Source organism: Mycobacterium sp. C31M (assembly GCF_053345865.1).
In genome coordinates, this window is sequence record NZ_JBKFAX010000009.1 from 1 (window position 1) to 24,222 (window position 24,222).

Consider the following 24,222-nt stretch of genomic DNA (forward strand, 5'->3'; position numbering starts at 1 on the left):
GGTTACACCGATGCCCCGACTCTGGCTCTGGGTTGCGGACCGGACAACCTGCTGGCCGAACTGGGCTGGACCACCAAGATCGACCCCACCACCGGCCGCACCCACTGGTACCCACCACCACTCATGGACACCGGACAAGACACCATCAACCACCACTTCCACCCCGAAGAACTCCTCGGGAAGTTCCCTGGCGGACACGATGACGCCAAAGAACCACCCGGACCGCCGAACGAATAGCGGTGGTCCGGGTGCACAATGACGCTCAATGGACGTCTTCTGGGATTGGATGTGGAGCAGACACGCCAACGTCCTGACTTGGTACATCCGGCCGCTGTGCCTGTTGCCGCTGGCCTGGTTCGCCTACCGGCGTAGCGGCTGGGGGATCGCGGCGGCGCTGGTCGCGCTGGAGGTGTCCAGCATGGCGTGGTTCCCCGCTCCGGCGGCCCGACCCGAAGGTGCTGGAGTTTCTGGCATTCGAGCAAGACTGGCTGAGCGGCGACTGGACAGCAGGCAAGGTGGTGATGACGCTGCTGGTGCCGTTGGCGCTGACCGCTTACTGTGCCGCCTTCTGGCACAGATCACTGGTGTGGGGACTGGTGGTGCTCAACGTAATGGCCTTCGCGAAGTTGGCCGGGGGCGTGCTCGCCGGATCGGGCACCTGCTGGGCGATGATCGTGCCCGCATTGGGGGGGCTGGTCATCGGCGATCTGGTGATCGTTGCGACGCTGCTCTGGAACCGGCGTCGAACTCGGCGATTTGTGGAGTCTTTGCCGGAATGAGTCCGGGAAAGACTCCCAAATCGCGGCGGATCAGCCCGCCTTGAGCCGGATCTTGAACCGCACGAGGGTCAGGTAAGCGACGCTCAGCCCGGCCAGCAGGGCCATGTCGAACCACCAAGCCGACGCGGTGTGCTCCCAGTGTGAGTCCTTCGGAGTCAACGGGCCGGGCACCAGGTGGGTCAGATCCACCGTCGAGGCCGAGGCCGCGAAACCCCAACGGGCGGGGGTGAACCAGGACAACTGGTCGAGCACCAGACGGTCGGTCACCGGGATCATGCCGCCGGAGAACACCAGCTGGCTCATCACCGCGACGACCAGCAGCGGCATGATCTGCTCACTGGACTTCGCAAGCGCCGACAGCAGCAGGCCCAGCATCGCCGAGGCAACCGTCGTCGCGGCCATCACCACGAACAACTCCGCCGTCGGCGGCAGGAAGGACACCGATCCCTGTGTCGGACCGCCCTTACCGAGCACCGCGATCGCCGTGACGATCGACGACTGGATGATCGCAAACACCGCGTAGATGCACACCTTGGCCATCAGATACGCCGTCGTCGACAGCCCGACGGCCTGTTCGCGGCGGAAGATGGCCCGCTCACCGATCAGGTCGCGCACCGTCAACGCGGTACCCATGAAGATGGCACCGACGTTGAGCAGCACCAGGATCTGGCCGGGCTCGTTGGGTGCGTCGCCCATCGGGTCGGGGATACCGAAGCCGACGGTGCCGGGCACCGACAGCGACAGCACACCCATGATGAACGGCAGCATCGCCAGGAAGGCGAAGTAGCCGCGATCGGAGACGATCAGTCGCATCTGCCGGCGCGCGATGGTGGAGAACTGCCTGCGCACACTGGTTTTCGCGGGCTTGCCCAGATCCCCGGGTTTCTCCGAGGCCTTGGCCTGCGGTGCGGGCCCGGTGCGGGCCAGGTAATTCTGATGCGAGGTGTCGGGATCGCCGGCGACCGAGGAGAAGATGTCGGCCCAGTTGGTGGTCCCCAGCTCGGGGCCGATCTGGCTCGGCGGACCGTAGAACGCGGTCTTGCCGCCCGGCGCCAGCAGCAGCACCTGATCGCACACGTCCAGGTAGGTCAGCGAGTGCGTCACCACCAGCACCACGCGGCCGGCATCGGCCAGCTGGCGCAACATCGTCATGACCTGACGGTCCAGCGCCGGGTCCAGACCCGAGGTGGGTTCGTCCAGGATCAGCAACGACGGGCCCGTGAGCAGCTCCAGGGCCACCGAGGCGCGTTTGCGCTGACCGCCGGAGAGCTTGTCGACCCGGGTCTCCAGGTGCTTGGTCATCTCGAGTTCCTCGAGCACCTGCATGACGACCCGCTCGCGGTCCTCTTTGGTGGTATCCGGCGGCAGCCGCAGTTCGGCGGCGTACATCAGCGCCTGCTTGACGGTCAGCTGACCGTGCACCACATCGTCCTGGGGCACCATGCCGATCCGGGAGCGCAGCGAGGCGTACTCGGCGTGGATGTCGTGACCCTCGAAGGTGACCGTGCCGCTGGTCGGGTGGGTCAGGCCGGCGACCTGCTTGGCGAAGGTGGACTTACCGGCACCGGACGGGCCGATGACCGCGGTCAGGGTGCCCGGCCGCGCGTCGATCGAGATGTTGTTGAGCAGCGTCTTGTTGCCCTCGATGGTCCATGTCAGGCCGCGGACCTCCAGACCACCGGTGCGGGTGGCGGCCTGGGTCTCCGAGCCGCGGACCAGGGTTCCGCCGGTGAACACCAGGTCGACGTTGCCGATGGTGACCACATCGCCCTCGCGCAGCACAGCGTCGTCGACTCGCTGGCCGTTGACGAAGGTGCCGTTGATGCTGCGGTTGTCGAGGATCTCGGTGCCGCCCGGCCCGGAGACCAGGGTGGCGTGATGACGCGAGGCCAGCACATCGGGGATGACGATGTCGTTGTCGGTGGCGCGACCGATCTTGATGCCGCCCGGCGGCACCTCCGCGGCCTTTCCGGGCCGCAGGATCTTGAGCATGCTCGTCGCCAGATTGTTCTCCGACGGACGGGACACCGCGGTCGGACCCATCTGGGTCTGCGCCGGGTCGGCAGGCGGGATGTAGGCCGGCTGCGAGCGCGACACCGGCTGCGGGGCGCTCTGGTAGGACTGCTGACCCGTCGGGTACGGCGGCTGACCGTACGGCTGGGTTCCGGTCGGGTAGTGCGGTTGCTGTTGCGGGCCGGACGGGTAGCGGGGCTGAGCCTGCGACGGACCGGTCGACCAGCCCGGCGGAGGAGGCGGAGCCTGCGGCGGTGCCGGCGGCTGGGTGGGCCAGGACGCACTCGGGCTGGGCCGCGGCGCGACCGGAACGGCCTGGGTCGGTGGTGGGGTGCCCACCGCGCCCTGGTGCCGACCGACCTCGAAGACCAGCTGCGGACCGTCCGGATTGCCGATGTTCAGGTGCTGGCCGTCGGCGATGTCCAGCGTCGGCATCCGTTGGCCGTTGACGTACATGCCGTTGAGGCTGCCGTTGTCGATGGCGATCCAGCGGCCCTGGTCGAAGCGCAGCACCAGGTGGGCGCGCGAGATCAACGGGTGGGCGATACGGACATCGGCACGCAGGTCGCGGCCGACGACGACGTCGTTACCTGCGGAGAAGGTGCGGGTCGATCCTTCGTACCGAACGGTCAGCGCGGGCGTTCCGGGGCGGCTCATCGCGTCCAACTGTATCGGGTGGCCGGTCAGGCCGGGATGTGCCACCTTGCGGTGTCAGTGATCTGTTGCAGCGCCGTGATCTGGCCGTCCCGGACAGAGATGACGTGGGCAAAGGCGGCGTGGACCGTCGATCGCTCATCGCGGGCGGTGCCCCGATAGGTCCCGAGCACCACGGCCACGTCGCCGTCGGGGCCTGCTGTCAGGAACTCCGACGGCACCACCTGCATCTCGTAGATCGCCGCGATCCGGGCCCACACGTCGAGGATCATCGCGTCACGCCCGCGGTGGGTACCACCCACATCGTGGGGCATCCCGGCACTCACCTCGCCCACGAAGTCGTCGGCGAGCAGTCCGGCGAGCGCCGCGCCGTCATTGTCGGCGAGTGCGCGGTAGAAGCGGTGGGCAACGGCGACAGGGTCCATGTATTAGAGATTAGTCTCTACTATAGGCTCGGGCAATGCCGCGGCCTGCTCGATACTCCGTCGATTCACTGCTGGACGCGGCGGCGGCACTGCTGGCTTCCGATGGCGCCGCGGCGGTCACGATGTCGGCCGTCGCCCGCGCCACCGGCGCGCCGAGTGGGTCCGTGTATCACCGGTTTCCGACGCGGGCCGCGCTGTGCGGCGCATTGTGGGTCCGCACCCAGGAGAGATTTCTCGCGGACTTGCTGCCGATCCTGACCGGGGATGCGGATCCGGCTCGCCGGTGTGTGGCCGGTGCGGTGCGCATCCTCGAGTGGTGTCGGCGGAACCCCATCGACGCGCAGGTCCTGTTGACCGGTCCGGCGGCCCTCGACATGGCGGATTGGCCCGAGTCATCGATGGTCCGACACACCAAGCTCCGGGACGGACTGCGTCAGGTGCTCGACGCCATCCCTGTGGACGCGGACCGGGTCCACGCCGCGCTGGTCGATGTACCCCACGCGATCGTCCGGCGGCATCTGATGGCCGGCCAGGTCATTCCCGACGGCGCCGACGCCATCGTTGCCGATTGCGCCCGCGCCCTCGTCGACGGCCGATCCTGAACGGTCAGATTGTCAGTACGTCCGGCGCGCCGGTGACCACGCAGTGGGTGTGGGAGTAGATGGTCGGCATGCACTTGTTGCAGTGCGTGCACAGCGACCGGACGCCCGCGTCGGCCTTGATCCGGTTGACCAGGTCGGGCTCGGCGAGCAGCGCGCGGCCCATCGCGACGAAATCGAAGCCCTCGGCCATCGCGGTGTCCATGGTCTCGCGGTTGGTGATCCCGCCCAGCAGGATCAGCGGCATCTGCAGCTCGGCACGGAACTGGCGGGCGTGGCGCAGCAGATAGGCCTCGCGGTAGGGGTACTCGCGCAGGAACTTCTTGCCGATCATCCGCATGCCCCAGCTGATCGGGGGTTTGAACGCACCGGCGAACTCCTTGAGCGGGGCATCCCCGTGGAACAGGTACATCGGGTTGACCAGGGAGCTACCCGCGGTCAGTTCGATCGCGTCCAGTCCGCCGTCTTCTTCGAGCCACTTGGCGGTCTGCAGGGATTCGTCGATCGGGATGCCGCCACGCACCCCGTCGGTCATGGTCAGTTTTGCGGTGACCGCGATCTGGCGGGCCCCATGGTTGTCGACGGCATCGCGCACCGCGCGCACCACCCCGCGGGCCACCTTGGCGCGGTTCTCCAGTGAGCCGCCGAATTCGTCGGTGCGCCGGTTGAGCATCGGGGACAGGAACGAGCTGGCCAGGTAGTTGTGGCCGAGGTGGACCTCGACGGCGTCGAAGCCGGCATCGATGGCCAGTCGGGCGGCGTTGGCGTGCGCGGCGATGACATCGCGGATGTCGTCCTTGGTGGCCTTGCGGGCGAAGCGCATCGACAGTGGGTTGAAGAACCGGATCGGCGCCAGCGCCGGTGCCTTGTTGGTACGGGCGTTGGCCACCGGTCCGGCATGGCCGATCTGGGCGCTGATCGCCGCACCCTCGCCGTGCACCGCGTCGGTGAGTCTGCGGAGCCCGGGGATGGCCTCCGGGCGCATCCAGATCTGCCAGCCGTCGGTGCGCCCGCCCGGCGCGACCGCGCAGTAGGCCACCGTCGTCATGCCGACCCCGCCGGCCGCGGGAAGCTGGTGGTACCTGATCAGATCATCGGTGACCAGCGCGTTCGGGCTGGCGGCCTCGAAGGTGGCGGCTTTGATGATGCGGTTACGCAGGGTCACCGGTCCGAGCTTGGCTTCGCCGAACACATCGGTGAACACTTTGGGCTGGGTGTTCATTCGGGTGAGCCTGCCACAATGTCTGTCGTGGCAGCGACGACATTGGACGGTAAGGCGACCCGCGACGAGATTCTCGAGGATCTCAAGGGCCGGGTGGCGAAACTGACGGCGGCGGGACGGACCCCCGGGCTGGGTACCATTCTGGTCGGCGACGATCCCGGATCGCAGGCCTATGTGCGCGGTAAGCACGCCGACTGCGCCAAGGTGGGCATCAACTCGATCCGCCGTGATCTGCCGGCCGATATCAGCCAGGCCACCCTGGACGAGACCATCGACGAGCTCAATGCCAACCCCGAGTGCACCGGGTACATCGTCCAGCTGCCGCTGCCCAAGCATCTGGACGAGAACGCGGCGCTGGAGCGCATCGACCCGGACAAGGACGCCGACGGTCTGCACCCGACCAACTTGGGCCGGCTGGTCTTAGGCAAGGAGGCCCCGCTGCCCTGCACCCCGCGCGGGATCGTGCACCTGTTGCGTCGCTTCGACGTCCCGATCGCCGGCGCGCACGTGGTGGTGATCGGCCGCGGTGTCACGGTGGGCCGGCCGCTCGGTCTGCTGCTCACTCGGCGTTCGGAGAACGCCACGGTGACGTTGTGCCACACCGGAACCCGTGATCTGCCGGAGCTGACGCGGCAGGCCGACATCATCGTCGCCGCAGTCGGTGTGCCGTACATGGTGACCGCGGACATGGTGAAACCCGGTGGCACCGTGGTCGATGTCGGTGTCAGCCGGGTGGAGGGCAGGCTGACCGGCGATGTGGCGCCCGACGTCTGGGATGTGGCCGGGCATGTGTCGCCGAACCCCGGTGGGGTGGGGCCGCTGACCCGGGCGTTTCTGCTGACGAATGTCGTGGAACGGGCGGAGCGTGACACCTAGAGAGTTCGCCCGCAAGATCTTTCACGGCCAGTGGCCGATCCTGGTGGTCGGGCTGATCTTCGTGGCGGCCTTCGGATTGGTGATCGCCGGTTACTGGCGCCGCGGCGCGTTGGTGATGGGAATCGCCGTCGGGGTGGCCGCCGCGCTGCGGTTGGCGCTGTCCGATGATCGGGCCGGGTTACTGGTGGTGCGCACGCGCGCAATCGATTTTGCGACGACGGCGAGTGTGAGCGCCGCGATGCTCTACATCGCGTGGACGATCGACCCGCTGGGGACCAGCTAGCTCCGGTCAGGCGTCGACGAGGGCGCGATCGTTGCCGGGGCCCGGGCGGCTGGTGCCGATCTGGGACACCGCTTCCGAAGCCTGCTCCGCGGTCAGCTGCCCGTTCTTGAACGCCAACCCGATCTCGGTGACCTCGACGATCTCGCCGATGCTCGTCAGCAACTTCTGGAAACGTGCGGCAATCATCGATTCACTCCTCTTTTTCACTAGGTGTCTGTAACCATTGAACCTCTTGACATGGTGTTTTTCTCCCTGGTGGGACGTTAAATTGGTCACCCGGCATGGCCGTGTGACCTACGTCGGCAAACTGGTCGACTGTGACCTGAATTGCACGGAGCTCAGGCGAGAGTGGCCCGGATGCCGACCGTGATGTACGGCAGTGCCAACCCGGAGCTGTTCACCAGTGCCGGGTGGGTGGCCAGCAATTCCCGTACGCGATCCAGCGTGCGGGTGCGCACCTCGGCCGGTGAGGTGATGCAGTAGCTGCGCGAGGCGACCAGATCGATCAGCGCCTGCGGGGTCAGATAACTGGTCCACTCGACGTGCTGGCGTTCGACATCGCCGAACGGCGCGGTCAGTTTCACCTCGTCGTTCAGCGGGTCGTGCTCGTGGCCGATGACGGCACCGAGATCCTTGACCCAGCCCAGTCTTTCGTCACGGGTGTTCCACACCAGCCCGAGTCGTCCGCCCGGGCGGAGCACCCGGGCGATCTCCTTGGCTGCTCGCTGCGGGTCGAACCAGTGCCAGGCCTGCGCCACCAGCACACAGTCGACGCTATCGTCGGGCAGTGGGATGTCCTCGGCGGTGCCCAGCAGCGCGGGCGTATCCGGCAGGGAGGATGACAGTACTTCCAGCATCTCCGGAATCGGGTCCACCGCAATGACATCCAGGCCGCGTTCGACCAATCGGACGGTCAGCTTGCCAGTGCCCGCACCCAGGTCGAGCACCGTGCTGGCTCCGGTGGGCAGCAGCCAGTTGATGGACTCCGGCGGGTAGGAGGGCCGCCCGCGCTCGTAGGCGGCCGCCTCCTCGCCGAACGACAGGGACCTCGGGTCTGTGCCGCTCACCGGTCCGCGATCTCCAGCGTCCGGCGGATCAGCGGATTGACCGCGTCGGTCTCGACCAGGAATCCGTCATGGCCGTATTCCGATTCGATGACCGCCAGTTCCGGGCAGCCGGGCAGCAGGTCGGCGAGTTCCTGTTGCTGGCGCAGTGGATACAGCCGGTCGGAGGTGATCCCGCCGACCACCACCGGCACCGGGCATCCGCGCAGCGCGGCCGCCACACCACCGCGACCGCGGCCGACATCGTGACTGCTCAACGCATCGGTCAGCGCGACATAGGTGCCCGCATCGAAGCGCGACACCAGCTTGCCGCCCTGGTGCTCGAGGTAGCTCTGCACGGCGTAGCGGCCACCGTTGGTGGGGTCCTCGTCGTCCTGGGCGTCGTTGGCGAACCGTGAATCCAGTTCTGCCTCACCGCGATAGGTCAGGTGTGCCACTCGGCGTGCGATCTCCAGGCCGGCCGCCGGGGAACGCCCGGTGCCGTAGTAGTCACCGTCCTGCCAGTCCGGGTCGGATTTGATCGCAGCCACCTGGGTGCTCTGGGTACCGATCTGGTCGGCGGTGGCGCGTGCGCCGACGGCCAGCACCAGGCCGGCTCGTACGGTGTCGGGATGCCCGACCAGCCATTCCAGCGCCCGGGCGCCACCCATCGAACCGCCGATCACCGCGGCGACGTTGCTGATGCCCAGCGCCGCCAGCGCGGCGAGATCCGCGTTCACCTGATCGCGGATGGTGATCGCCGGAAACCGTGAACCCCAGGGCTTTCCGTCGGGTGCCGGCGAACTCGGCCCGGTCGAACCGCGGCAACCACCGAGCGCGTTGGTGGCGATGGCGCACCAGCGGCCGGTGTCGATGGTCGCGCCGGGTCCGGCAACCCCGTCCCACCAGCCCGGTGTCGGATGGTCGGGTCCGGCGGGACCGGTGATGTGCGAGTCGCCGGTCAGCGCGTGCAGCACCATGACGACGTTGTCGCGTTCGGGGGACAGCTCGCCCCAACGCTGCACCGCGATGGACACGTTCTCCAGGACGACGCCGCTCTCCAGCGTCAGGGCGCCGATGTCGACGATCCCGATCTCGCCGTCAGCGGGCAGCGTCGAGGGCACATCGCTCAGTATGTCGAAAATGGTCACGTCGCCTCACACCGATGCGACGCTGTGTCCGGAGCCGGCGAAGACCCGTGCGGCGGCGAAACCCCGTTCCAGGTCGGCCAGGATGTCGTCGATGCCCTCGATACCGACGGCCAGGCGAACCAGGCCGGGGGTGACACCGGTGGTGAGCTGCTCCTCGGCCGTCAGCTGCTGATGGGTGGTCGAGGCAGGGTGGATCACCAGCGACCGCACATCACCGATGTTGGCGACGTGGCTGTGCAGGGTCAGCGCGTTGACGAAGGCCTTTCCGGCCTCGATGCCGCCGGCCAGTTCGAAGGCCAGCACCGCGCCGGTGCCCTTGGGCGCCAATTTGCGGCCCAACTCGTACCACGGTGAACTCGGCAGGCCTGCGTAGTTGACCGAGATGACCTCGTCTCGGGCCTCCAGGAACTCGGCGACGCGTTGTGCGTTGGCGACGTGCCGCTCCAGGCGCAGGCTGAGGGTTTCCAGGCCCTGCGCGATGAGGAAGGCGTTGAACGGTGCCGCCGCCGAGCCCAGGTCGCGCAGCAGTTGGACGCGGGCCTTCAGTGCGTAGGCGGGCGGGCCGAGCTCGGCGAACACCACGCCGTGGTAGCTCGGGTCGGGGGTGGTGAACCCGGGGTGGCGGCCCTGGGTCCAGTCGAAGGTTCCGCTGTCGACGATCACGCCGGCGATCGCGGAGCCGTGCCCGCCCAGGTATTTGGTCGCCGAGTGCACGACGATGTCGGCGCCGTGCGCGATCGGCTGGATCAGATACGGCGTGGCGATGGTGTTGTCCACGATCAGCGGGATGCCGTCGGCGTGCGCCACGGCCGCGACCGACGGAACGTCGAGCACGTCGATCTGCGGGTTGGAGATCGTCTCGGCGAAGAACGCCTTGGTGTTGGGTCGGATCGTCGCCCGCCAGGACTCCGGGTCGTCCGGGTTCTCGACGAAGGTGGTCTCGATGCCGAGCTTGGGCAGCGTGTAGTGCAGCAGGTTGTAGGTGCCGCCATACAGTCGAGGGCTGGACACGATGTGGTCCCCGGCGCCGGCCAGGTTCAGGATCGCGAACGTCTCGGCGGCCTGCCCCGAGGACAGGAACAACGCCGCGACACCGCCCTCAAGTGCGGCGATGCGCTGCTCGACGACATCGGTCGTGGGGTTCATGATCCGGGTGTAGATGTTGCCCGGCTCGGCCAGGCCGAACAGTGCCGCGGCGTGCTCGGTGTCGCGGAACGTGTACGACGTGGTCTGGTAGATCGGCAGTGCCCGCGCGTTGGTGGCGCTGTCGGGTGTCTGCCCGGCGTGGATCTGTTTGGTCTCGAACGACCAGTCTTCCTGTGGCGTGCTCATGGCGAACGACCCTCCATCTGTCTGGGGGTCCGATCAGACGGACCCGCGCTTGCCTTGCAGTCGCGTACGACTGCTCAACCTGGTCTTCACCCGGAGCACCCCACCGCGGTTGGAGGGTTGCCGGCCAGCAAGCCGGGGCTTGATGCTGGCGCTCATGACCGCCACAAAGCCTAGCTCACCTCATCGACCGAGTGCCACCTGGTTATCTGGGACAGGTAAAGACAAACCTACTGACCAGTAGTGAAGCTGACCCATCACGCGCACCTCGGCCCTTGTAGTGTTGCCGGTGAGGGCAGCCACCGACCGCCATCGATACGGTTGTGGATGTCCACTGGTGCGACCATTCGGCGCTGCCGGACACCCCCGGTAGGGCTGAATGTCGCTGCAACTGACCGACATTGAGGCCGGGAGAAGAAATTGAGCGCCGAGCAGCCGACCATCATCTATACGTTGACCGACGAGGCGCCGTTGCTGGCGACCTACGCCTTCCTTCCGATCCTTCGAACCTTCGCCGACGCCGCCGGGATCGACGTCAAGACGAGCGACATCTCGGTCGCCGCGCGCATCCTCGCCGAGTTCAGCGATCGCCTGACCGACGAGCAGAAGGTGCCCGACAATCTGTCCGACCTCGGCGAGCTGACCCAGGATCCGGGCGCCAACATCATCAAGCTGCCCAATATCAGCGCCTCGGTGCCGCAGCTACTGGCCGCCATCAAGGAGCTCAAGGAGAAGGGCTACGACCTGCCCGACTTCCCGGGCGACCCGAAGAACGACGAAGAAAAAGAGATCCGCCAGCGCTACGGGAAGTGCCTGGGCAGCGCGGTGAACCCGGTTCTGCGTGAGGGCAACTCGGACCGGCGTGCCCCCAACGCGGTCAAGGAGTATGCCCGCAAGCACCCGCACAGCATGGGCGTCTGGTCGCAGGCCTCGCGCACCCACGTGGCCACCATGAAAGGCGGCGACTTCTACCACGGTGAGAAGTCGCTGACGATCGACAAGGCGCGCACGGTGCGGATGGAACTGGTCACCGCCGCCGGTCCGACGATCGTGCTCAAGCCCGAGGTCAAGCTGGACGACGGCGATGTCATCGACAGCATGTACATGTCGAAGAAGGCGCTCATCGCGTTCTACGAGGAGCAGATCGAGGACGCCTACAAGACCGGCGTGATGTTCTCGCTGCACGTCAAGGCCACCATGATGAAGGTCAGCCACCCCATCGTTTTCGGGCACGCGGTCAAGGTCTTTTACAAGGACGCCTTCGCCAAGCACGAGAAGCTGTTCGACGAGCTGGGCGTCAACGTCAACAATGGCCTATCCGACCTGTACGACAAGATCGAGACGCTGCCGGCCTCGCAGCGCGAGGAGATCATCAACGATCTGCACGCCTGCCACGAGCACCGGCCGGAACTCGCGATGGTCGATTCCGCGAAGGGCATCTCCAACTTCCACTCGCCCAGCGATGTCATCGTCGACGCCTCGATGCCGGCCATGATCCGCCTCGGCGGCAAGATGTACGGTGCCGACGGCCGCACCAAGGACACCAAGGCCGTCAACCCGGAATCGACCTTCTCCCGGATGTACCAGGAGGTCATCAACTTCTGTAAGACCCATGGCAACTTCGACCCGACGACCATGGGCACCGTGCCCAACGTCGGGCTGATGGCACAGAAGGCCGAGGAGTACGGCAGCCACGACAAGACCTTCGAGATCCCCGAGGCCGGTTTCGCCCGGATTGTGGACAACGAATCCGGCGAGGTGCTGCTGAGCCAGAACGTCGAAGAGGGCGACATCTGGCGGATGCCGATCGTCAAGGACGCCCCGATCCGGGACTGGGTCAAGCTGGCCGTCACCCGGGCCCGGCTGTCCGGTATGCCGGTGGTGTTCTGGCTCGACGACGAACGTCCGCACGAGAACGAGTTGCGGGCCAAGGTCAAGACCTATCTGAAGGACCACGACACCGAGGGCCTGGAGATCACGATCCTGCCGCAGGTGTGGGCCATGCGGTACACGCTGGAGCGCGTCATCCGCGGCCAGGACACCATCGCCGCGACCGGCAACATCCTGCGCGACTACCTGACCGACCTGTTCCCGATTCTGGAGCTGGGTACCAGCGCCAAGATGCTCTCGGTCGTGCCGTTGATGGCCGGCGGCGGGCTGTACGAGACCGGCGCGGGTGGTTCGGCGCCCAAGCATGTCAGCCAGCTGGTCGAGGAGAACCACCTGCGCTGGGATTCCCTCGGTGAGTTCCTGGCCATCGGTGCCAGCCTGGAGGACCTGGGCAACAAGACCGACAACGCCAAGGCCAAGGTGCTGGCCGAGACGCTGGACACCGCGGTCGGAAAGCTGTTGGACGAGAACAAGTCTCCGTCGCGCAAGACCGGTGAGCTGGACAACCGCGGCAGCCAGTTCTACCTGTCGTTGTACTGGGCGCAGGCGCTGGCGGCGCAGAGCGAGGACAAGGAGTTGGCCGCGCACTTCGCGCCGCTGGCCAAGACGCTGGCCGAGAAGGAGAGCGCCATCGTCGGTGAGCTCAACGAGGTGCAGGGCGGCCACGTCGACATCGGTGGCTACTACTACCCGGACCCGGAGAAGACCGCCGCGGTGATGCGGCCGTCCAAGACGTTCAACGCGGTACTGGAGAGCGCGCGAAGCTGATTCTCGAAACTACGGTTTGTGGCGCTGATCGGCGTCGATCAGCGCCACAACCGTAGGCTCGGCGGGCTCAGAGCGCCGGTGCCCGACGCTCCGGTTCGGTGTGCTCGTCGACGAATCCGGCGATCAGTTCGGTGATCTGGCCGGGCGCCTCCAGCATCGGGATGTGCCCGAGGCCCGGTAGCCGGGTCACCTTCGCCTCGGTGGGCAGATGCTCGATGAAGTACTTCGTCCCGCGCGGACTGGGGAACACCCGGTCCTTCTCACACAGCACGAGATGTGTCGGTAGGTCGACGCTGGCGAGTTCCAGCAGGCCGGGCAGTCGCAGTGTCTTGATCAGCAGTTGGATATAGGCGGTGCAGTGCGTGGCATCGTCGACCAGGGCGACCAGGTCGGCGTGGGTGGGACCGTCGGCCGGCCCGCTGACCGGCAACGTGGCGATCCGTTTGCCGAACGGCAGATCCAGGATGCGCGGCCCGAGCAGTCGCGCGGCAACCAGTGCTGGGCCGCCTGCCAGGAATTTGAGCACCGTCTCGTACTTGGTGGGGGAGTGCTGGCCCCACCCGCCTGCCGGGGCGATCGCGGTCAGAGTGCGCGCCCGGCCGCGACGTTCCAGCTCGAAGGCCACCCAGCCGCCCAGCGAGTTGCCCACGATATGCGCTGTGTCCCAGCCGATCTGATCCATCCGGCGTTCGACATCGTCGACCAGTGCGGCGGTGTCGAGCAGCCAGGTGCCGGCCCGGGCGCCGCCGTGGTGGCCGACCATCGTCGGTGCGAGCACCTCGAAGCGCCCTTCCAAAGGGCCTGGGCCGGCGAGTTGATCGGCCACCGTGCGCCAGACGTTCTGTGAGCACAGGAACGGGTGCAGCAGCAGAATCGGCTCGCCCGATCCGCGGTGAATCGGTGCGCGTTGGTTCATAGCGCCCGACAGTATGGCGGTACCGGCGGTACCGCAAGATCCGGCGGGCAGGAGCGCAGCGACCGGGGGATGAGTAGACCTGTCGGGCATCTCGACTAAGGTCGGCGTCCGTGATCGTCACCACCGTCAACGCCAACGGCATCCGCGCCGCCGTCAAGCAGCGCTCGGAAACCAACCTGGGCCTGCTGCCCTGGCTCAAGGAGTCCACCGCCGACGTGATCTGTCTGCAGGAGACCCGTGCCGACGACGACCAGCTGGCCGACGCCCTGGCGCCGGCGCTGGCCGACGGTTGGCACCTGGCCTCGGCGCAGCCGCATGTGAAGGGCCGCAACGGGGTCGCCGTGCTGTCCCGCACGCCGTTCGACGAGGTCCGGATCGGCACCGGCGCCGAGGAATTCGCCACCCATGGCCGGTATATCGAGGTGGACACTGCCGGGGCGACCGTGGCCAGCGTCTACCTGCCCACCGGCGAGGCCGAGACCGACCGGCAACTGGAGAAGGAGCGGTTCATGTCCGCCGTCGAGGTGCGGATGGCGGATCTGCTGCTCGACGGCCGCGACGCCGTGCTGTGCGGGGACTGGAACATCGCGCATACCGAGAACGACATCAAGGCCTGGAAGGCCAACGTCAAGAAGGCGGGGTTCCTGCCGAGCGAGCGCCAGTGGCTGTCCGATCTGATGGCCACCGGCTGGGTTGACGTGGTGCGCCACCTGCATCCCGACGTGGCCGGGCCCTACAGCTGGTGGTCGTGGCGCGGTAAGGCTTTCGACAACGACGCCGGCTGGCGCATCGACTACCACCTGGCCAGCCCCCACTTGGCGAAGCGTGCGGTGTCCGCACGGGTGGAGCGGGCCGAGTTGTATGCGCTGCGCTGGTCCGATCACGCACCGGTGACCGTCGAGTTCTCCGCCTGAGTCCAGTCCGGGCGGCGGCCCAGATGTGCCAGTAGCCGATCGAAATCCGTTGTGCCGGAAGTAGTTACGACGTGCGCGAAGGGTGCGTCGGCCGTCTCGCGGATGCTGTCGTCGGGAATCGCCAGCACGATGGGCAGCGCCGCGGCCACGATCTCGTCGGCCGGCTGGAACGCCCACCCGAGGCTGACCGCGACATCCCAGCCGTGCACCACGTAGTCCACGAAGTGCATGGCCATCGCCACCGATCCGGGAACGACTGCGGCCGGCCCGAATTCGGGTAGGGCGCACGGTGCGTCGGCGATCCCGTCGGCGGCGAACGCGTCGAGTGCATCGCGGGCGGCGGCGCCGTAGGTCGCGACAGGGTCGGATCGCACTGCGGCGGCGACCGTCGCGGGATCCCAGATGTGGATATCGGCGCCGTTTCCGCGTGTGGCGGCGGCAAAGCCGTGGTGCTGGACGGTCATGTGGGCCAGCAGATCCGCCAGGGTCCAGTCGGCGCACGGGGTGGGGCGGTCGAGGGCGGCCGTGCGGACAGTGTCGACGACGGTGATCGAATGCAGGACGGCGGCGCGGTGCAGGGGAGCCAGATTATTAGTAAGCATGTGCATACGATATGTGTGAGCATATGATTGGGCAACGCTTAACATGTGCCGGTGCCACGACGCCGAGATCTGGCCGCCATGCTCGCCCCGTTACTGCGTGACCTGGCCGCCGCCGAAATGCCGGTGCTGGCCGCGCACGATCTGACGATGTGGGGTTATGTGGTGCTGTGCACGCTGGACGAGAATCCGGTGCGCACCCAGGCAGCCCTGGCCGAGGCCATCGGCGCCGACAAGACCCGCATCATCCGCACCCTCGACGAACTGCAGGTTCGGGGGCACATCGAACGCCGCGCCGACCCCGATGACCGCCGGGTGAGACTGTTGGCCATCACCGAGCGTGGACGCGAGGTCAAGGACGCCGCACAGGCCCAGATCCAGCGCGGCGAAGAACGCTGGCTCGGCACGCTCGGCGCCGAGGACCGTCGCGCATTCCTGCGTGCGCTCGACCTGCTGACCCACACCGAAACCGGATAGGCGAAAATCGAGGCATCATGAGCGCCCCCACCAAGAGCGTCGTCTTCTCCGGCGCGCAGCCCACCTCTGACTCCCTGCATCTCGGCAACGCCCTCGGTGCGGTGAACCAGTGGGTGAGCATGCAGCGCGATTACGACGCGTACTTCTGTGTCGTCGATCTGCACGCCATCACCGTCCCGCAGGATCCTGCCGTGCTGCGTAAGCGCACCCTGGTGACCGCCGCGCAGTACCTGGCGCTCGGCGTCGACCCGGCCCGGGCGACGGTGTTCGTGCAGAGCCATGTGCCCGCGCACACCCAACTGGCCTGGGTGCTGGGCTGTTTCGCGGGGTTCGGGCAGGCCTCGCGGATGACGCAGTTCAAGGACAAGTCGCAGAAGCAGGGCGCGGAGGCCACCACCGTCGGGCTGTTCACCTACCCGGTGCTGATGGCCGCCGACATCCTGCTCTATGACACCGATCTGGTACCGGTAGGCGAGGACCAGCGTCAACACCTCGAGCTGGCCCGCGACCTCGCCGAGCGCATCAACGCCCGGTTCCCGAAGACCTTCGTCGTCCCCGAGGCGACCATCCCCAAAGCCACCGCCAAGATCTTCGACCTGCAGGACCCGACGTCGAAGATGAGCAAGTCCGCGGCCACCGACAAGGGCCTGATCAGCCTGCTCGACGACCCGAAGAAGACGGCGAAGAAGATCCGCTCGGCGGTCACCGACAACGACGCCGAGGTCCGCTTCGACCCGGTGAACAAGCCGGGTGTGTCCAACCTGCTGACCATCCAGTCGGCGGTCACCGGCGCCGATATCGACACCCTGGTCGCCGGTTATGCCGGGCGGGGCTACGGCGATCTGAAGACCGAGACCGCCGACGCCGTCGTCGAGTTCGTCACCCCCATCAAGGCACGCGTCGACGAACTGCTCGACGACCCCGCCGAACTGCAGGCGGTGCTCGCCAAGGGTGCCGAGCGGGCCAATGGGGTGGCTTCAGCAACCGTGCAGCGGGTATATGACCGGATGGGATTTCTTGCTCCGACCACCTGACCCGAAGGGATGCCATGACTGAGGCCGACCCGGACAAACCCGGTGTAATGGACCGGTTGCGTAGCCGCTTCAAGTGGTTCAACCGCGTCATGTTGGCCCAGGAACGCTACAACGACTGCAAGGGCGACTTCTACGCCGCCGGCATCACCTACTTCACCATCTTCGCGCTGTTCCCGCTGCTGATGGTCGGCTTCTCGGTAGGCGGTTTCATCCTGGCGAATCAGCCCGAGCTGATGACCGAGGTCGAGGACAAGATCCGCTCGACGGTGTCCGGTGATCTCGGTTCGCAACTGGTGGAATTGATGGACTCGGCCATCGCCTCGCGCGGTACCGTCGGTGTGATCGGTCTGGCCACCGCCGCCTGGGCGGGCCTGGGTTGGATGAACAACCTGCGTGAGGCGCTCAGCCAGATGTGGGAGCAGCGGCACGAGCCGGCCGGCTTCGTCTCGACCAAGTTGTCGGACCTCGGTGCGCTGGTGTCGACGTTCGTGGCGCTGACGCTGACGATCGGCCTGACCGCGCTGAGCAAAGAGTCACCGATGACCACGGTGTTGGGCTGGCTCGGGCTGCGTGACGTGCCCGGGCTCGGCGTCGGGCTGCAGGTGGTGTCGTGGGTGGTGTCGATCCTGATCTCCTGGTTGTTCTTCACCTGGATCATCGCGCGGCTTCCGCGCGAATCGGTCAGCTTCCGCAGCTCGCTGCGGGCCGGGTTGATCGCGGCGATCGCGTTCGAGATCTTCAAGCAGGTGGCCTCGATCTACCTGCAGTCGGTGGTCACTGGACCGGCGGGCGCGACCTTCGGGCCGGTGCTGGGTCTGATGGTGTTCGCCTACATCACCTCGCGGCTGATCCTGTTCGCGACGGCCTGGGCAGCCACCGCCGCGGAGAACATGGCCGCGGTGCCGATCGACCCGCCGGAGCCGGTGCTGATCCGGCCCCGGGTCGAGATCCGCGAGGGTGTCGGATTGCCGGGCGCGGCAGCCGGTTTCGCAGCCGGCGCGCTCGGCGGGCTGGGGTTGGCCCGGCTGCTGCGCCGGGATCGTCAGTGACCGATCGACGCCTCCGGCGTCAGTGACCCGATCGACGCCTCCGGCGTCAGTGACCGATCAGCTTGAGGCCGACCACACACCCGATGATGCCGAAGATCAGCGCCACCTTGATCAATGTCGTACCCTCCGAACCGGTCAGCATCGCGTAGCCGACCGTGAGCGAGGCGCCGATGCCGACCCAGATGGCGTAACTGGTGCCGATCGGCAACGTCCGCATCGCGTAGGCCAGCCCGGCCATCGAGAGCACCAGTGCCACACCGAACACCGCCGACGGTGCAAGTTTGGAGAACCCCTCCGACTTGCCGAGTGCGGTCGCCCAGACCGCTTCCAGAACCCCGGAGATCACCAAGATCAACCAGGCCATGAGACACCTCCGCTGGCTGCCGTCTTGTCGCTGGCCGGGTACGGTGCCGTCTCGTCCGGTGTCACATGGTGACGTCTTCGACACCTAGCTTACTGGGGTAGCGTTCGGCCGGTGTCATTGGTCACCACGTGGTGCGAGTCGATGGGCTTACGCGCTCCGATAGTGAACGCGCCGATGGGCGGTGCGGCCGGCGGGCTGCTGGCCACGGCGGTCAGCGCGGCCGGCGGACTCGGCATGATCGGGATGGGCAGTGCCGGCACGGCTGACGCGCTGGCCGCCGAATTGCGGTTGGCGCAGGGCACGTTCGGGATCGGCCTGGTGCACTGGGTGATGACCGACCGGCCCGAGTTGCTCGACGTCGCACTGGACGCGCAACCGGCGCTGCTCTCGGTGAGTTTCGGATCGGATTTCGGGTGGGTGCAGCGCGCCCATGACGCCGGGGTGCTGGTGACCACACAGGTCGCCTCCGTCGACGCGGCATTGCGGGCCGTCGATGCCGGTGTGGACATCGTCGTGGCCCGCGGTGCCGAGGGCGGCGGTCACGGCGAACCCCTATTAGGCACTCTGCCGCTGCTGACCGGAGTGCTTGACGCCGTTGATGTTCCGGTGCTGGCCGCGGGTGGGATCAGCTCACCGCGCGGGCTGGCGGCGGTGCTGGCCGCGGGAGCGTCCGCGGCGTGGCTGGGGACGGTGTTCGCGACCTGCCCGCAGGCGCTGACGTCCGACGCGGCCCGTGCCGAGCTGCTGGCCGGCGCCGAGACCGAACTGACCTCGCGTTACGACCTGGAGGCCGGATACCGTTGGCCGACCGGCATTCCCGAGCGGGTGCTGCGCGGCTCACCGGTCAATGCCGGCCAAGGTGTCGGGCAGGTGCGCGAGTCGGTCGACGCGGGGGAGTTGGTGGCCGAGCTGTGCTCGGGTGCCGAAGAGCTGTTGAGTCGTCAGGCGCGCTGACGGTTCATCGAGCGGGCCACCATCATCAGTGCGAACACGATGATCGCGCCGACCAGTCCGACGCCGATACGCACCGGAAGCGCGTCGGCCGGCGGTAATGCGGTGGCGGCCACCGCGGTCGGGTCCGGTGCCGACTCGGGCTTCTGCGGAGCCACCGACGGATCGGGCTCGATCAGGGTGCCGACGTTGGTGCCCGGCGGCGTCGCGAAACCGTAGTCGAGCAGCCGGGCCGCCTGCTCCCACGGTGCGATCGGCACCCGGGTGCCCTTGAGCAGCACCGCGACCAGACGGCGGCCGTCACGTTCGGCGGCGCCGACGAAGGTCTGCCCGGCGTCATCGGTGTAACCGGTCTTACCGCCGAGTGCGCCGGGATAGTTGTGGAGCAGCTTGTTGTCGTTCTCCAGCTCGTAGGTCGGCCACGGATACTTCTCGCTACCAACGATTTTGGTGAACGTGTCGTTCTGCCAGGCGTAGCGGTAGAACAGTCCGACATCGTACGCCGAGGTGCTCATGCCCGGCCCGTCCAGGCCCGACGGGGTCGCCGCCCGGGTGTCGCGGGCGCCGAGCTTGCGGGCCAGTGCGTTGATCTTCTGCAGCGCAGTGTCCATCCCGCCCAACTGCATGGCCAGTGCATGCGCGGCATCGTTGCCGGACACCATCAACAGGCCGTGCAGCAGGTCGTTGATCGTGTAGCGCTCACCGATCTTCACCCCGACGCTGCTGCCCTCGGCGTGCTCGTCACCCTCGGTGCCGGTGACGGTGCGGTTGATGGGCAGTTCCTGGATGGACGCCATCGCGACGAGCACCTTGATGACACTGGCGGGCCGGTGCCGGCCGTGCGGGTCCTTGGCGGCGATGACCTCACCGGAATCGAGGTCGGCGATCAGCCAGGCCTCCGCCGAGACATCCCCGGGCACCGGCGCGGTGCCGGCCGCGGTGACGATGCCGCAGCCGCCGAGTTGATCGCCGCCCAGCGGTTTGGCGGGGATCGGCAGCGGCCCCGGCGTCGGGTCACCGGGCTTGGGCACCTCGGAGGCGTCCACGGCCGGAGGCGTCGTCTCGCGGTACGGGCACGGGTCCGGCGCTGGTTCGGCGCCCGCGATGGGGGCACCGACCAGGCCGGATCCGGTCAGCATCAGGGCCGCGGTGACCGCACAGGCCACTCGGCGCAACGAGAAGTGGGAAGCCATGATGAGTGCAGATTAGGAGACTGCAGCCCGATTTTCGGCTCGCCACGCTGTGGCTGGTGTGACTTATGTGAATGATGTGGTTTGACAGCAAACGACGGTGCAAGCAGATCGATATCCGGGGGCGGATATCGATCTGCTTGCACCGTCGAGGCAGATCAGTGACTACGGGCGACTCACATCCGGCGACCGGCCTCCGACAGCACGTTGTGCAGGATGTCGTAGATCGCGTCGAACTCGGCCTGCCCGCTGATCAGCGGGGGAGCCAACTGCACCACTGGGTCGCCACGGTCGTCGGCGCGGCAGTACAGGCCGGCCTCCCACAGCGCGGGTGTCAGGTACCCGCGCAGCAGCCGCTCGGACTCCTCGTCGTTGAACGTCTCCTTGGTGGCCTTGTCCTTGACCAACTCGATGCCGTAGAAGAAGCCCTCACCGCGGACGTCACCGACGATCGGCAGGTCGTAGAGCTTCTCCAGGGTCGACTTGAAGGCGGGCGCCATCGTCTTGACGTGGTCGTTGATGCCCTCGCGCTCGAAGATGTCCAGGTTGGCCAACGCGACCGCGGCCGACACCGGGTGCCCCCCGAAGGTGTAGCCGTGCCCGAACACGGTCTGGCCGTCGTCGAACGGCTCGAACAGCCGGTCGCTGGCGATCATTGCGCCCAACGGCGAGTAGCCCGAGGTCAAACCCTTTGCGCTGGTGATGATGTCGGGGACGTAACCGAAATCGTCGCAGGCGAACATCGAGCCGATCCGGCCGTATGCGCAAATCACCTCGTCGGAGACCAGCAGCACGTCGTACTCGTCGCAGATCTCGCGGACCCGCTCGAAGTATCCCGGCGGCGGCGGGAAGCAGCCGCCGGCGTTCTGCACCGGCTCCAGGAACACCGCGGCCACGGTGTCGGGGCCCTCGAATTCGATCGCCTCGGCGATCCGGTCCGCGCAGTAGCGGCCGAAGGCCTTCTCGTCGTGCGCGTAGGCCTCCGGCGCGCGGTAGAAGTTGGTGTTCGGTGCCCGGAAGCCACCCGGGGTCAGCGGTTCGAACGGTGCCTTGAACGCCGGGATGCCGGTGATGGCCAGTGCGCCCTGCGGGGTGCCGTGGTAGGCGATCGAACGCGAAACCACCTTGTGCTTACCGGGTTTGCCGGTGAGCTTGAAGAACTGCTTGGCCAGCTTCCAGGCCGACTCGACGGCCTCGCCGCCGCCGGTCGTGAAGAACACCCGATTCAGATCGCCGGGAGCGTAGTTGGCGACCCGCTCGGCCAGCTCGATCGCGGTGGGGGTGGCATAGGACCACAGCGGGAAGAAGGCCAGCTGCTCGGCCTGCTTGGCGGCGGCCTCGGCGAGTTCGGCGCGGCCATGGCCGACCTGGACCACGAACAGCCCGGACAGGCCGTCGATATAGCTGTTGCCCTGGTCGTCGAAGATCCGGGTGCCCTCGCCGCGGGTGATGATCGGCGGGGTGATTCCTGCGCCGTGGCGGGAGAAGTGTCCCCACAGGTGGCGGTTGGCCTTGGCGGCAAGGTCGCCAGAGGTGCTTGTACTTGTTTCGGTGATAGTCATCTAGTGCCCCAGTTGTATTGCTGTTTGACGAGTTTCAAATAGACCAACGTTTCGGTGGATATCACCCCTGGGACGGCACGGATCTTGGTGTTGAGCAGGTCGAGCAGGTCGCCGTCGTCCTCGCAGACGACCTCGACGATGGCGTCGAACGTGCCCGCGGTCAGAACGACATAGTCGACGGATTCGAGCTGGGCGAGTTTCTCGGCCACCTTGGTGGTGTCACCGGTGCAGCGGATGCCGATCATGGCCTGGCGGGCGAACCCGAGTTGCATCGGGTCGGTGACGGCGACGATCTGCATGACGCCGGCATCGACCATCCGCTGCACGCGCTGGCGCACCGCGGCCTCGGACAACCCGACCGCCTTGCCGATCCCGGCGTAGGACCGTCGGCCGTCCTGCTGCAGTTTCTCGATGATGGCCTTGGAGAGCTCGTCGAGCTGGAACGCGGCACCCGGGCGCGAATGATTGATTCGCAGTGACACAGCGGAGGCGCCGGGCTGGGAGTCCGGATTCGACATGCACACGATTGTGCACGGAATCCGTCGTTGTGGGCAACCATTTGTATGAAATCAGGCGTTCGTGATGCTGTGGATCGCCGGAATGCGTAGCCTGGACGACTGTGAGTTCTCAAAAACCGGCAATCGCCGGCAGTTGGATCAATGGTGCCCCAGTGACGACGGCAGGACCGGCTTTCGAGGTCATCAATCCCGCCACCGGCGGCGTTGCCGCGACATATGCGCTGGCCACCGTCGCCGATGTTGATGCCGCGGTGGCCGCCGCGCGTGCCGCGCAGCCCGCCTGGGCGGCCGCGCCGCCGGTGGAGCGCGCCGGCGTGCTGGCCAAACTGGCCGAGCTCATGGAGGCCGAGGCCGACACCTTCATCGCCGAGGAAGTGGCGCAGTGCGGCAAGCCGGTACGGCTGGCCACCGAGTTCGACGTGCCCGGCAGCATCGACAACATCGCCTTCTTCGCCGGAGCGGCCCGCCACCTGGAGGGCAAGGCGTCCGCCGAATACTCCGCGGACCACACGTCGGCCATCCGACGCGAGGCGGTCGGCATCGTCGCCACCATCACCCCGTGGAACTACCCGCTGCAGATGGCGGTGTGGAAGGTCATCCCGGCGTTGGCGGCCGGGTGCGCGGTGGTGATCAAGCCCGCCGAGATCACGCCGCTGACGACGTTGACGTTGGCCCGGATCGCCAAGCAGGCCGGCGTGCCCGACGGTGTGCTGAACGTGATCGGCGGTGCGGGTGCGGATGTCGGCACCGCGTTGGCCGGGCACCGTGACGTCGACGTCGTGACCTTCACCGGCTCGACCCCGGTGGGGCGCAAGGTGATGGCCGCGGCCGCCGTGCACGGCCACCGCACCCAGCTCGAACTCGGCGGCAAGGCACCGTTCGTGGTGTTCGACGACGCCGACCTGGACGCCGCCGTGTACGGGGCGGTCGCAGGGTCGCTCATCAACACGGGCCAGGACTGCACCGCGGCCACCCGGGCAATCGTTTCTACTGCTCTGTATGACGACTTCGTGGCCGGGGTCGGCGAGGTGATGAGCAAGATCGTCGTAGGCGACCCGCAGGACAAGGACACCGATCTGGGCCCGCTCATCTCGTTTGCGCACCGTGAGAAGGTCGCCGCGATGGTCTCCCGGGCGCCGGATCAGGGCGGCCGGATCGTCACCGGTGGCGTCGCGCCCGATCTGCCTGGAGCGTTCTACCGGCCGACGCTCATCGCCGATGTGTCGGAGTCCTCGGAGGTGTACCGCGACGAGATCTTCGGCCCGGTGCTGACGGTGCGGGCGTTCACCGATGACGACGACGCGCTACGCCAGGCCAACGACACCGACTACGGTCTGGCCGCCTCGGCGTGGACCCGGGATGTCTACCGGGCGCAGCGGGCGTCGCGGGAGATCCGGTCGGGCTGCGTGTGGATCAACGACCACATCCCGATCATCTCCGAGATGCCGCACGGTGGTGTCGGGGCATCCGGGTTCGGTAAGGACATGAGCCAGTACAGCTTTGAGGAGTACCTCACCATCAAGCACGTGATGAGCGATATCACCGGTGCCGCCGACAAGGAGTGGCACCGCACCATCTTCACCAAGCGGTAGCTGCGATCTGTGGAGTTGCCGTAG

24 protein-coding genes, 1 pseudogene and 2 riboswitches are annotated in these 24,222 nt (G+C 67.2%); of the genes and pseudogenes, 12 read left to right on the forward strand and 13 right to left on the reverse strand.

Going from position 1 to position 24,222, the window contains the following annotated elements; translation table 11 throughout:
- Together ACLBYA_RS14765 and ACLBYA_RS14770 are read left to right on the forward strand one after the other, a co-directional pair.
- Window positions 1-237 (forward strand): annotated as a pseudogene (locus tag ACLBYA_RS14765) (hypothetical protein); the annotation flags it as partial.
- Window positions 238-455: 218 nt separating this feature from the next.
- Window positions 456-779, forward strand: a complete 324-nt coding sequence (locus tag ACLBYA_RS14770) for a hypothetical protein (RefSeq protein WP_447710169.1) — start codon at window positions 456-458, stop codon at window positions 777-779.
- Window positions 780-809: 30 nt separating this feature from the next.
- Here the strand turns inward: ACLBYA_RS14770 and ACLBYA_RS14775 are convergent, their stop codons facing one another.
- The gene (locus tag ACLBYA_RS14775) at window positions 810-3,449 is read right to left on the reverse strand and encodes an FHA domain-containing protein (protein ID WP_447710170.1); all 2,640 of its coding nucleotides are present in this window, start codon (window positions 3,447-3,449) and stop codon (window positions 810-812) included.
- A gap of 26 nt (window positions 3,450-3,475) precedes the next feature.
- Window positions 3,476-3,871, reverse strand: coding sequence for a nuclear transport factor 2 family protein (locus tag ACLBYA_RS14780; protein ID WP_447710171.1), 396 nt, complete (start codon window positions 3,869-3,871; stop codon window positions 3,476-3,478).
- 35 nt (window positions 3,872-3,906) lie between these two features.
- On the opposite strand from ACLBYA_RS14780, the gene ACLBYA_RS14785 reads away from it, so the two are divergent.
- Complete coding sequence (locus ACLBYA_RS14785; RefSeq protein WP_447710172.1) at window positions 3,907-4,473, forward strand: TetR/AcrR family transcriptional regulator; 567 nt, start codon at window positions 3,907-3,909, stop codon at window positions 4,471-4,473.
- A gap of 4 nt (window positions 4,474-4,477) precedes the next feature.
- On the opposite strand, the gene ACLBYA_RS14790 is transcribed toward ACLBYA_RS14785, so the two are convergent.
- Entirely contained in the window at window positions 4,478-5,692 is a 1,215-nt protein-coding gene (locus tag ACLBYA_RS14790) for an NADH:flavin oxidoreductase (RefSeq protein WP_447710173.1), read from the reverse strand.
- Window positions 5,693-5,719: 27 nt separating this feature from the next.
- Between ACLBYA_RS14790 and ACLBYA_RS14795 the strand changes: the two genes are divergently transcribed.
- Both ACLBYA_RS14795 and ACLBYA_RS14800 read left to right on the forward strand, forming a co-directional pair.
- The gene (locus ACLBYA_RS14795; protein ID WP_447710397.1) at window positions 5,720-6,568 is read left to right on the forward strand and encodes a bifunctional methylenetetrahydrofolate dehydrogenase/methenyltetrahydrofolate cyclohydrolase; all 849 of its coding nucleotides are present in this window, start codon (window positions 5,720-5,722) and stop codon (window positions 6,566-6,568) included.
- Window positions 6,558-6,851, forward strand: coding sequence for a DUF3017 domain-containing protein (locus ACLBYA_RS14800; protein WP_447710174.1), 294 nt, complete (start codon window positions 6,558-6,560; stop codon window positions 6,849-6,851). Before ACLBYA_RS14795 ends, ACLBYA_RS14800 begins: the two co-directional genes overlap by 11 nt.
- Window positions 6,852-6,857: 6 nt before the next feature.
- Here the strand turns inward: ACLBYA_RS14800 and ACLBYA_RS14805 are convergent, their stop codons facing one another.
- The 4 genes from ACLBYA_RS14805 to ACLBYA_RS14820 form a co-directional block, all read right to left on the reverse strand.
- Complete coding sequence (locus tag ACLBYA_RS14805; RefSeq protein ID WP_447710175.1) at window positions 6,858-7,037, reverse strand: hypothetical protein; 180 nt, start codon at window positions 7,035-7,037, stop codon at window positions 6,858-6,860.
- 152 nt (window positions 7,038-7,189) lie between these two features.
- Entirely contained in the window at window positions 7,190-7,918 is a 729-nt protein-coding gene (locus ACLBYA_RS14810) for a class I SAM-dependent methyltransferase (protein WP_447710176.1), read from the reverse strand.
- Window positions 7,915-9,039, reverse strand: coding sequence for a homoserine O-acetyltransferase MetX (metX, locus tag ACLBYA_RS14815; protein WP_447710398.1), 1,125 nt, complete (start codon window positions 9,037-9,039; stop codon window positions 7,915-7,917). Before metX ends, ACLBYA_RS14810 begins: the two co-directional genes overlap by 4 nt.
- A gap of 12 nt (window positions 9,040-9,051) precedes the next feature.
- Window positions 9,052-10,377 (reverse strand): bifunctional o-acetylhomoserine/o-acetylserine sulfhydrylase, encoded by a 1,326-nt coding sequence (locus ACLBYA_RS14820; protein ID WP_447710177.1) that lies wholly within the window; start codon window positions 10,375-10,377, stop codon window positions 9,052-9,054.
- Between the two features lie 40 nt (window positions 10,378-10,417).
- A riboswitch (SAM riboswitch) is annotated at window positions 10,418-10,537 on the reverse strand.
- A 257-nt stretch (window positions 10,538-10,794) separates the two neighbouring features.
- Here ACLBYA_RS14820 and ACLBYA_RS14825 point away from each other — a divergent pair.
- Window positions 10,795-13,032 (forward strand): NADP-dependent isocitrate dehydrogenase, encoded by a 2,238-nt coding sequence (locus tag ACLBYA_RS14825; RefSeq protein WP_447710178.1) that lies wholly within the window; start codon window positions 10,795-10,797, stop codon window positions 13,030-13,032.
- Between the two features lie 67 nt (window positions 13,033-13,099).
- Here the strand turns inward: ACLBYA_RS14825 and ACLBYA_RS14830 are convergent, their stop codons facing one another.
- Entirely contained in the window at window positions 13,100-13,948 is an 849-nt protein-coding gene (locus ACLBYA_RS14830) for an alpha/beta fold hydrolase (protein WP_447710179.1), read from the reverse strand.
- A gap of 110 nt (window positions 13,949-14,058) precedes the next feature.
- Between ACLBYA_RS14830 and ACLBYA_RS14835 the strand changes: the two genes are divergently transcribed.
- On the forward strand, window positions 14,059-14,862 hold the full coding sequence (locus ACLBYA_RS14835; RefSeq protein WP_447710180.1) for an exodeoxyribonuclease III: 804 nt from the start codon (window positions 14,059-14,061) through the stop codon (window positions 14,860-14,862).
- Here the strand turns inward: ACLBYA_RS14835 and ACLBYA_RS14840 are convergent.
- The gene (locus ACLBYA_RS14840; RefSeq protein ID WP_447710181.1) at window positions 14,829-15,470 is read right to left on the reverse strand and encodes a TIGR03086 family metal-binding protein; all 642 of its coding nucleotides are present in this window, start codon (window positions 15,468-15,470) and stop codon (window positions 14,829-14,831) included. The two genes, ACLBYA_RS14835 and ACLBYA_RS14840, sit on opposite strands and share 34 nt — an antisense overlap.
- A gap of 72 nt (window positions 15,471-15,542) precedes the next feature.
- Between ACLBYA_RS14840 and ACLBYA_RS14845 the strand changes: the two genes are divergently transcribed.
- The 3 genes from ACLBYA_RS14845 to yhjD are packed head-to-tail and all read left to right on the forward strand — an operon-like array spanning window position 15,543 to window position 18,021.
- Entirely contained in the window at window positions 15,543-15,938 is a 396-nt protein-coding gene (locus ACLBYA_RS14845; protein WP_447710399.1) for a MarR family winged helix-turn-helix transcriptional regulator, read from the forward strand.
- A 17-nt stretch (window positions 15,939-15,955) separates the two neighbouring features.
- Window positions 15,956-16,972 carry a tryptophan--tRNA ligase gene (gene trpS / locus ACLBYA_RS14850; RefSeq protein WP_447710182.1) on the forward strand — a complete coding sequence of 339 codons (1,017 nt, stop codon included), beginning with the start codon at window positions 15,956-15,958 and terminating at the stop codon, window positions 16,970-16,972.
- A gap of 14 nt (window positions 16,973-16,986) precedes the next feature.
- Window positions 16,987-18,021: an inner membrane protein YhjD gene (gene yhjD / locus ACLBYA_RS14855; RefSeq protein WP_447710183.1), complete on the forward strand. Its 1,035-nt coding sequence runs from the start codon at window positions 16,987-16,989 to the stop codon at window positions 18,019-18,021.
- 46 nt (window positions 18,022-18,067) lie between these two features.
- On the opposite strand, the gene ACLBYA_RS14860 is transcribed toward yhjD, so the two are convergent.
- Window positions 18,068-18,385 carry a DMT family transporter gene (locus tag ACLBYA_RS14860; protein ID WP_447710184.1) on the reverse strand — a complete coding sequence of 106 codons (318 nt, stop codon included), beginning with the start codon at window positions 18,383-18,385 and terminating at the stop codon, window positions 18,068-18,070.
- An 11-nt stretch (window positions 18,386-18,396) separates the two neighbouring features.
- A riboswitch (guanidine-III (ykkC-III) riboswitch) is annotated at window positions 18,397-18,463 on the reverse strand.
- A 63-nt stretch (window positions 18,464-18,526) separates the two neighbouring features.
- Here ACLBYA_RS14860 and ACLBYA_RS14865 point away from each other — a divergent pair.
- Window positions 18,527-19,339 (forward strand): nitronate monooxygenase, encoded by an 813-nt coding sequence (locus tag ACLBYA_RS14865; RefSeq protein ID WP_447710400.1) that lies wholly within the window; start codon window positions 18,527-18,529, stop codon window positions 19,337-19,339.
- Here ACLBYA_RS14865 and ACLBYA_RS14870 read toward each other — a convergent pair.
- The 3 genes from ACLBYA_RS14870 to ACLBYA_RS14880 form a co-directional block, all read right to left on the reverse strand.
- Window positions 19,327-20,529 (reverse strand): serine hydrolase, encoded by a 1,203-nt coding sequence (locus ACLBYA_RS14870; RefSeq protein ID WP_447710185.1) that lies wholly within the window; start codon window positions 20,527-20,529, stop codon window positions 19,327-19,329. The two genes, ACLBYA_RS14865 and ACLBYA_RS14870, sit on opposite strands and share 13 nt — an antisense overlap.
- Window positions 20,530-20,702: 173 nt before the next feature.
- The gene (locus ACLBYA_RS14875; RefSeq protein ID WP_447710186.1) at window positions 20,703-22,088 is read right to left on the reverse strand and encodes an aspartate aminotransferase family protein; all 1,386 of its coding nucleotides are present in this window, start codon (window positions 22,086-22,088) and stop codon (window positions 20,703-20,705) included.
- A complete protein-coding gene (locus ACLBYA_RS14880) occupies window positions 22,085-22,606 on the reverse strand; it encodes an Lrp/AsnC family transcriptional regulator (RefSeq protein WP_447710187.1) in 522 nt (173 codons plus the stop codon). Before ACLBYA_RS14880 ends, ACLBYA_RS14875 begins: the two co-directional genes overlap by 4 nt.
- Before the next feature lie 101 nt (window positions 22,607-22,707).
- Between ACLBYA_RS14880 and ACLBYA_RS14885 the strand changes: the two genes are divergently transcribed.
- Window positions 22,708-24,198, forward strand: a complete 1,491-nt coding sequence (locus ACLBYA_RS14885) for a gamma-aminobutyraldehyde dehydrogenase (protein WP_447710188.1) — start codon at window positions 22,708-22,710, stop codon at window positions 24,196-24,198.
- Window positions 24,199-24,222 lie beyond the last annotated feature (24 nt).

Bases quoted from the DNA above. Each gene is read 5' to 3' on its own strand.
- ACLBYA_RS14865 (WP_447710400.1), top strand. From the start codon at position 18,527: ATGGGCTTACGCGCTCCGATAGTGAACGCGCCGATGGGCGGTGCGGCC.
- ACLBYA_RS14880 (WP_447710187.1), bottom strand. From the start codon at position 22,606: ATGTCGAATCCGGACTCCCAGCCCGGCGCCTCCGCTGTGTCACTGCGA.
- ACLBYA_RS14830 (WP_447710179.1), bottom strand. From the start codon at position 13,948: ATGAACCAACGCGCACCGATTCACCGCGGATCGGGCGAGCCGATTCTG.
- ACLBYA_RS14820 (WP_447710177.1), bottom strand. From the start codon at position 10,377: ATGAGCACGCCACAGGAAGACTGGTCGTTCGAGACCAAACAGATCCAC.
- ACLBYA_RS14875 (WP_447710186.1), bottom strand. From the start codon at position 22,088: ATGACTATCACCGAAACAAGTACAAGCACCTCTGGCGACCTTGCCGCC.
- ACLBYA_RS14845 (WP_447710399.1), top strand. From the start codon at position 15,543: ATGCTCGCCCCGTTACTGCGTGACCTGGCCGCCGCCGAAATGCCGGTG.
- yhjD (WP_447710183.1), top strand. From the start codon at position 16,987: ATGACTGAGGCCGACCCGGACAAACCCGGTGTAATGGACCGGTTGCGT.
- ACLBYA_RS14775 (WP_447710170.1), bottom strand. From the start codon at position 3,449: ATGAGCCGCCCCGGAACGCCCGCGCTGACCGTTCGGTACGAAGGATCG.
- ACLBYA_RS14840 (WP_447710181.1), bottom strand. From the start codon at position 15,470: ATGCACATGCTTACTAATAATCTGGCTCCCCTGCACCGCGCCGCCGTC.
- ACLBYA_RS14870 (WP_447710185.1), bottom strand. From the start codon at position 20,529: ATGGCTTCCCACTTCTCGTTGCGCCGAGTGGCCTGTGCGGTCACCGCG.
- ACLBYA_RS14790 (WP_447710173.1), bottom strand. From the start codon at position 5,692: ATGAACACCCAGCCCAAAGTGTTCACCGATGTGTTCGGCGAAGCCAAG.
- ACLBYA_RS14785 (WP_447710172.1), top strand. From the start codon at position 3,907: ATGCCGCGGCCTGCTCGATACTCCGTCGATTCACTGCTGGACGCGGCG.
- ACLBYA_RS14860 (WP_447710184.1), bottom strand. From the start codon at position 18,385: ATGGCCTGGTTGATCTTGGTGATCTCCGGGGTTCTGGAAGCGGTCTGG.
- ACLBYA_RS14805 (WP_447710175.1), bottom strand. From the start codon at position 7,037: ATGATTGCCGCACGTTTCCAGAAGTTGCTGACGAGCATCGGCGAGATC.
- ACLBYA_RS14780 (WP_447710171.1), bottom strand. From the start codon at position 3,871: ATGGACCCTGTCGCCGTTGCCCACCGCTTCTACCGCGCACTCGCCGAC.
- trpS (WP_447710182.1), top strand. From the start codon at position 15,956: ATGAGCGCCCCCACCAAGAGCGTCGTCTTCTCCGGCGCGCAGCCCACC.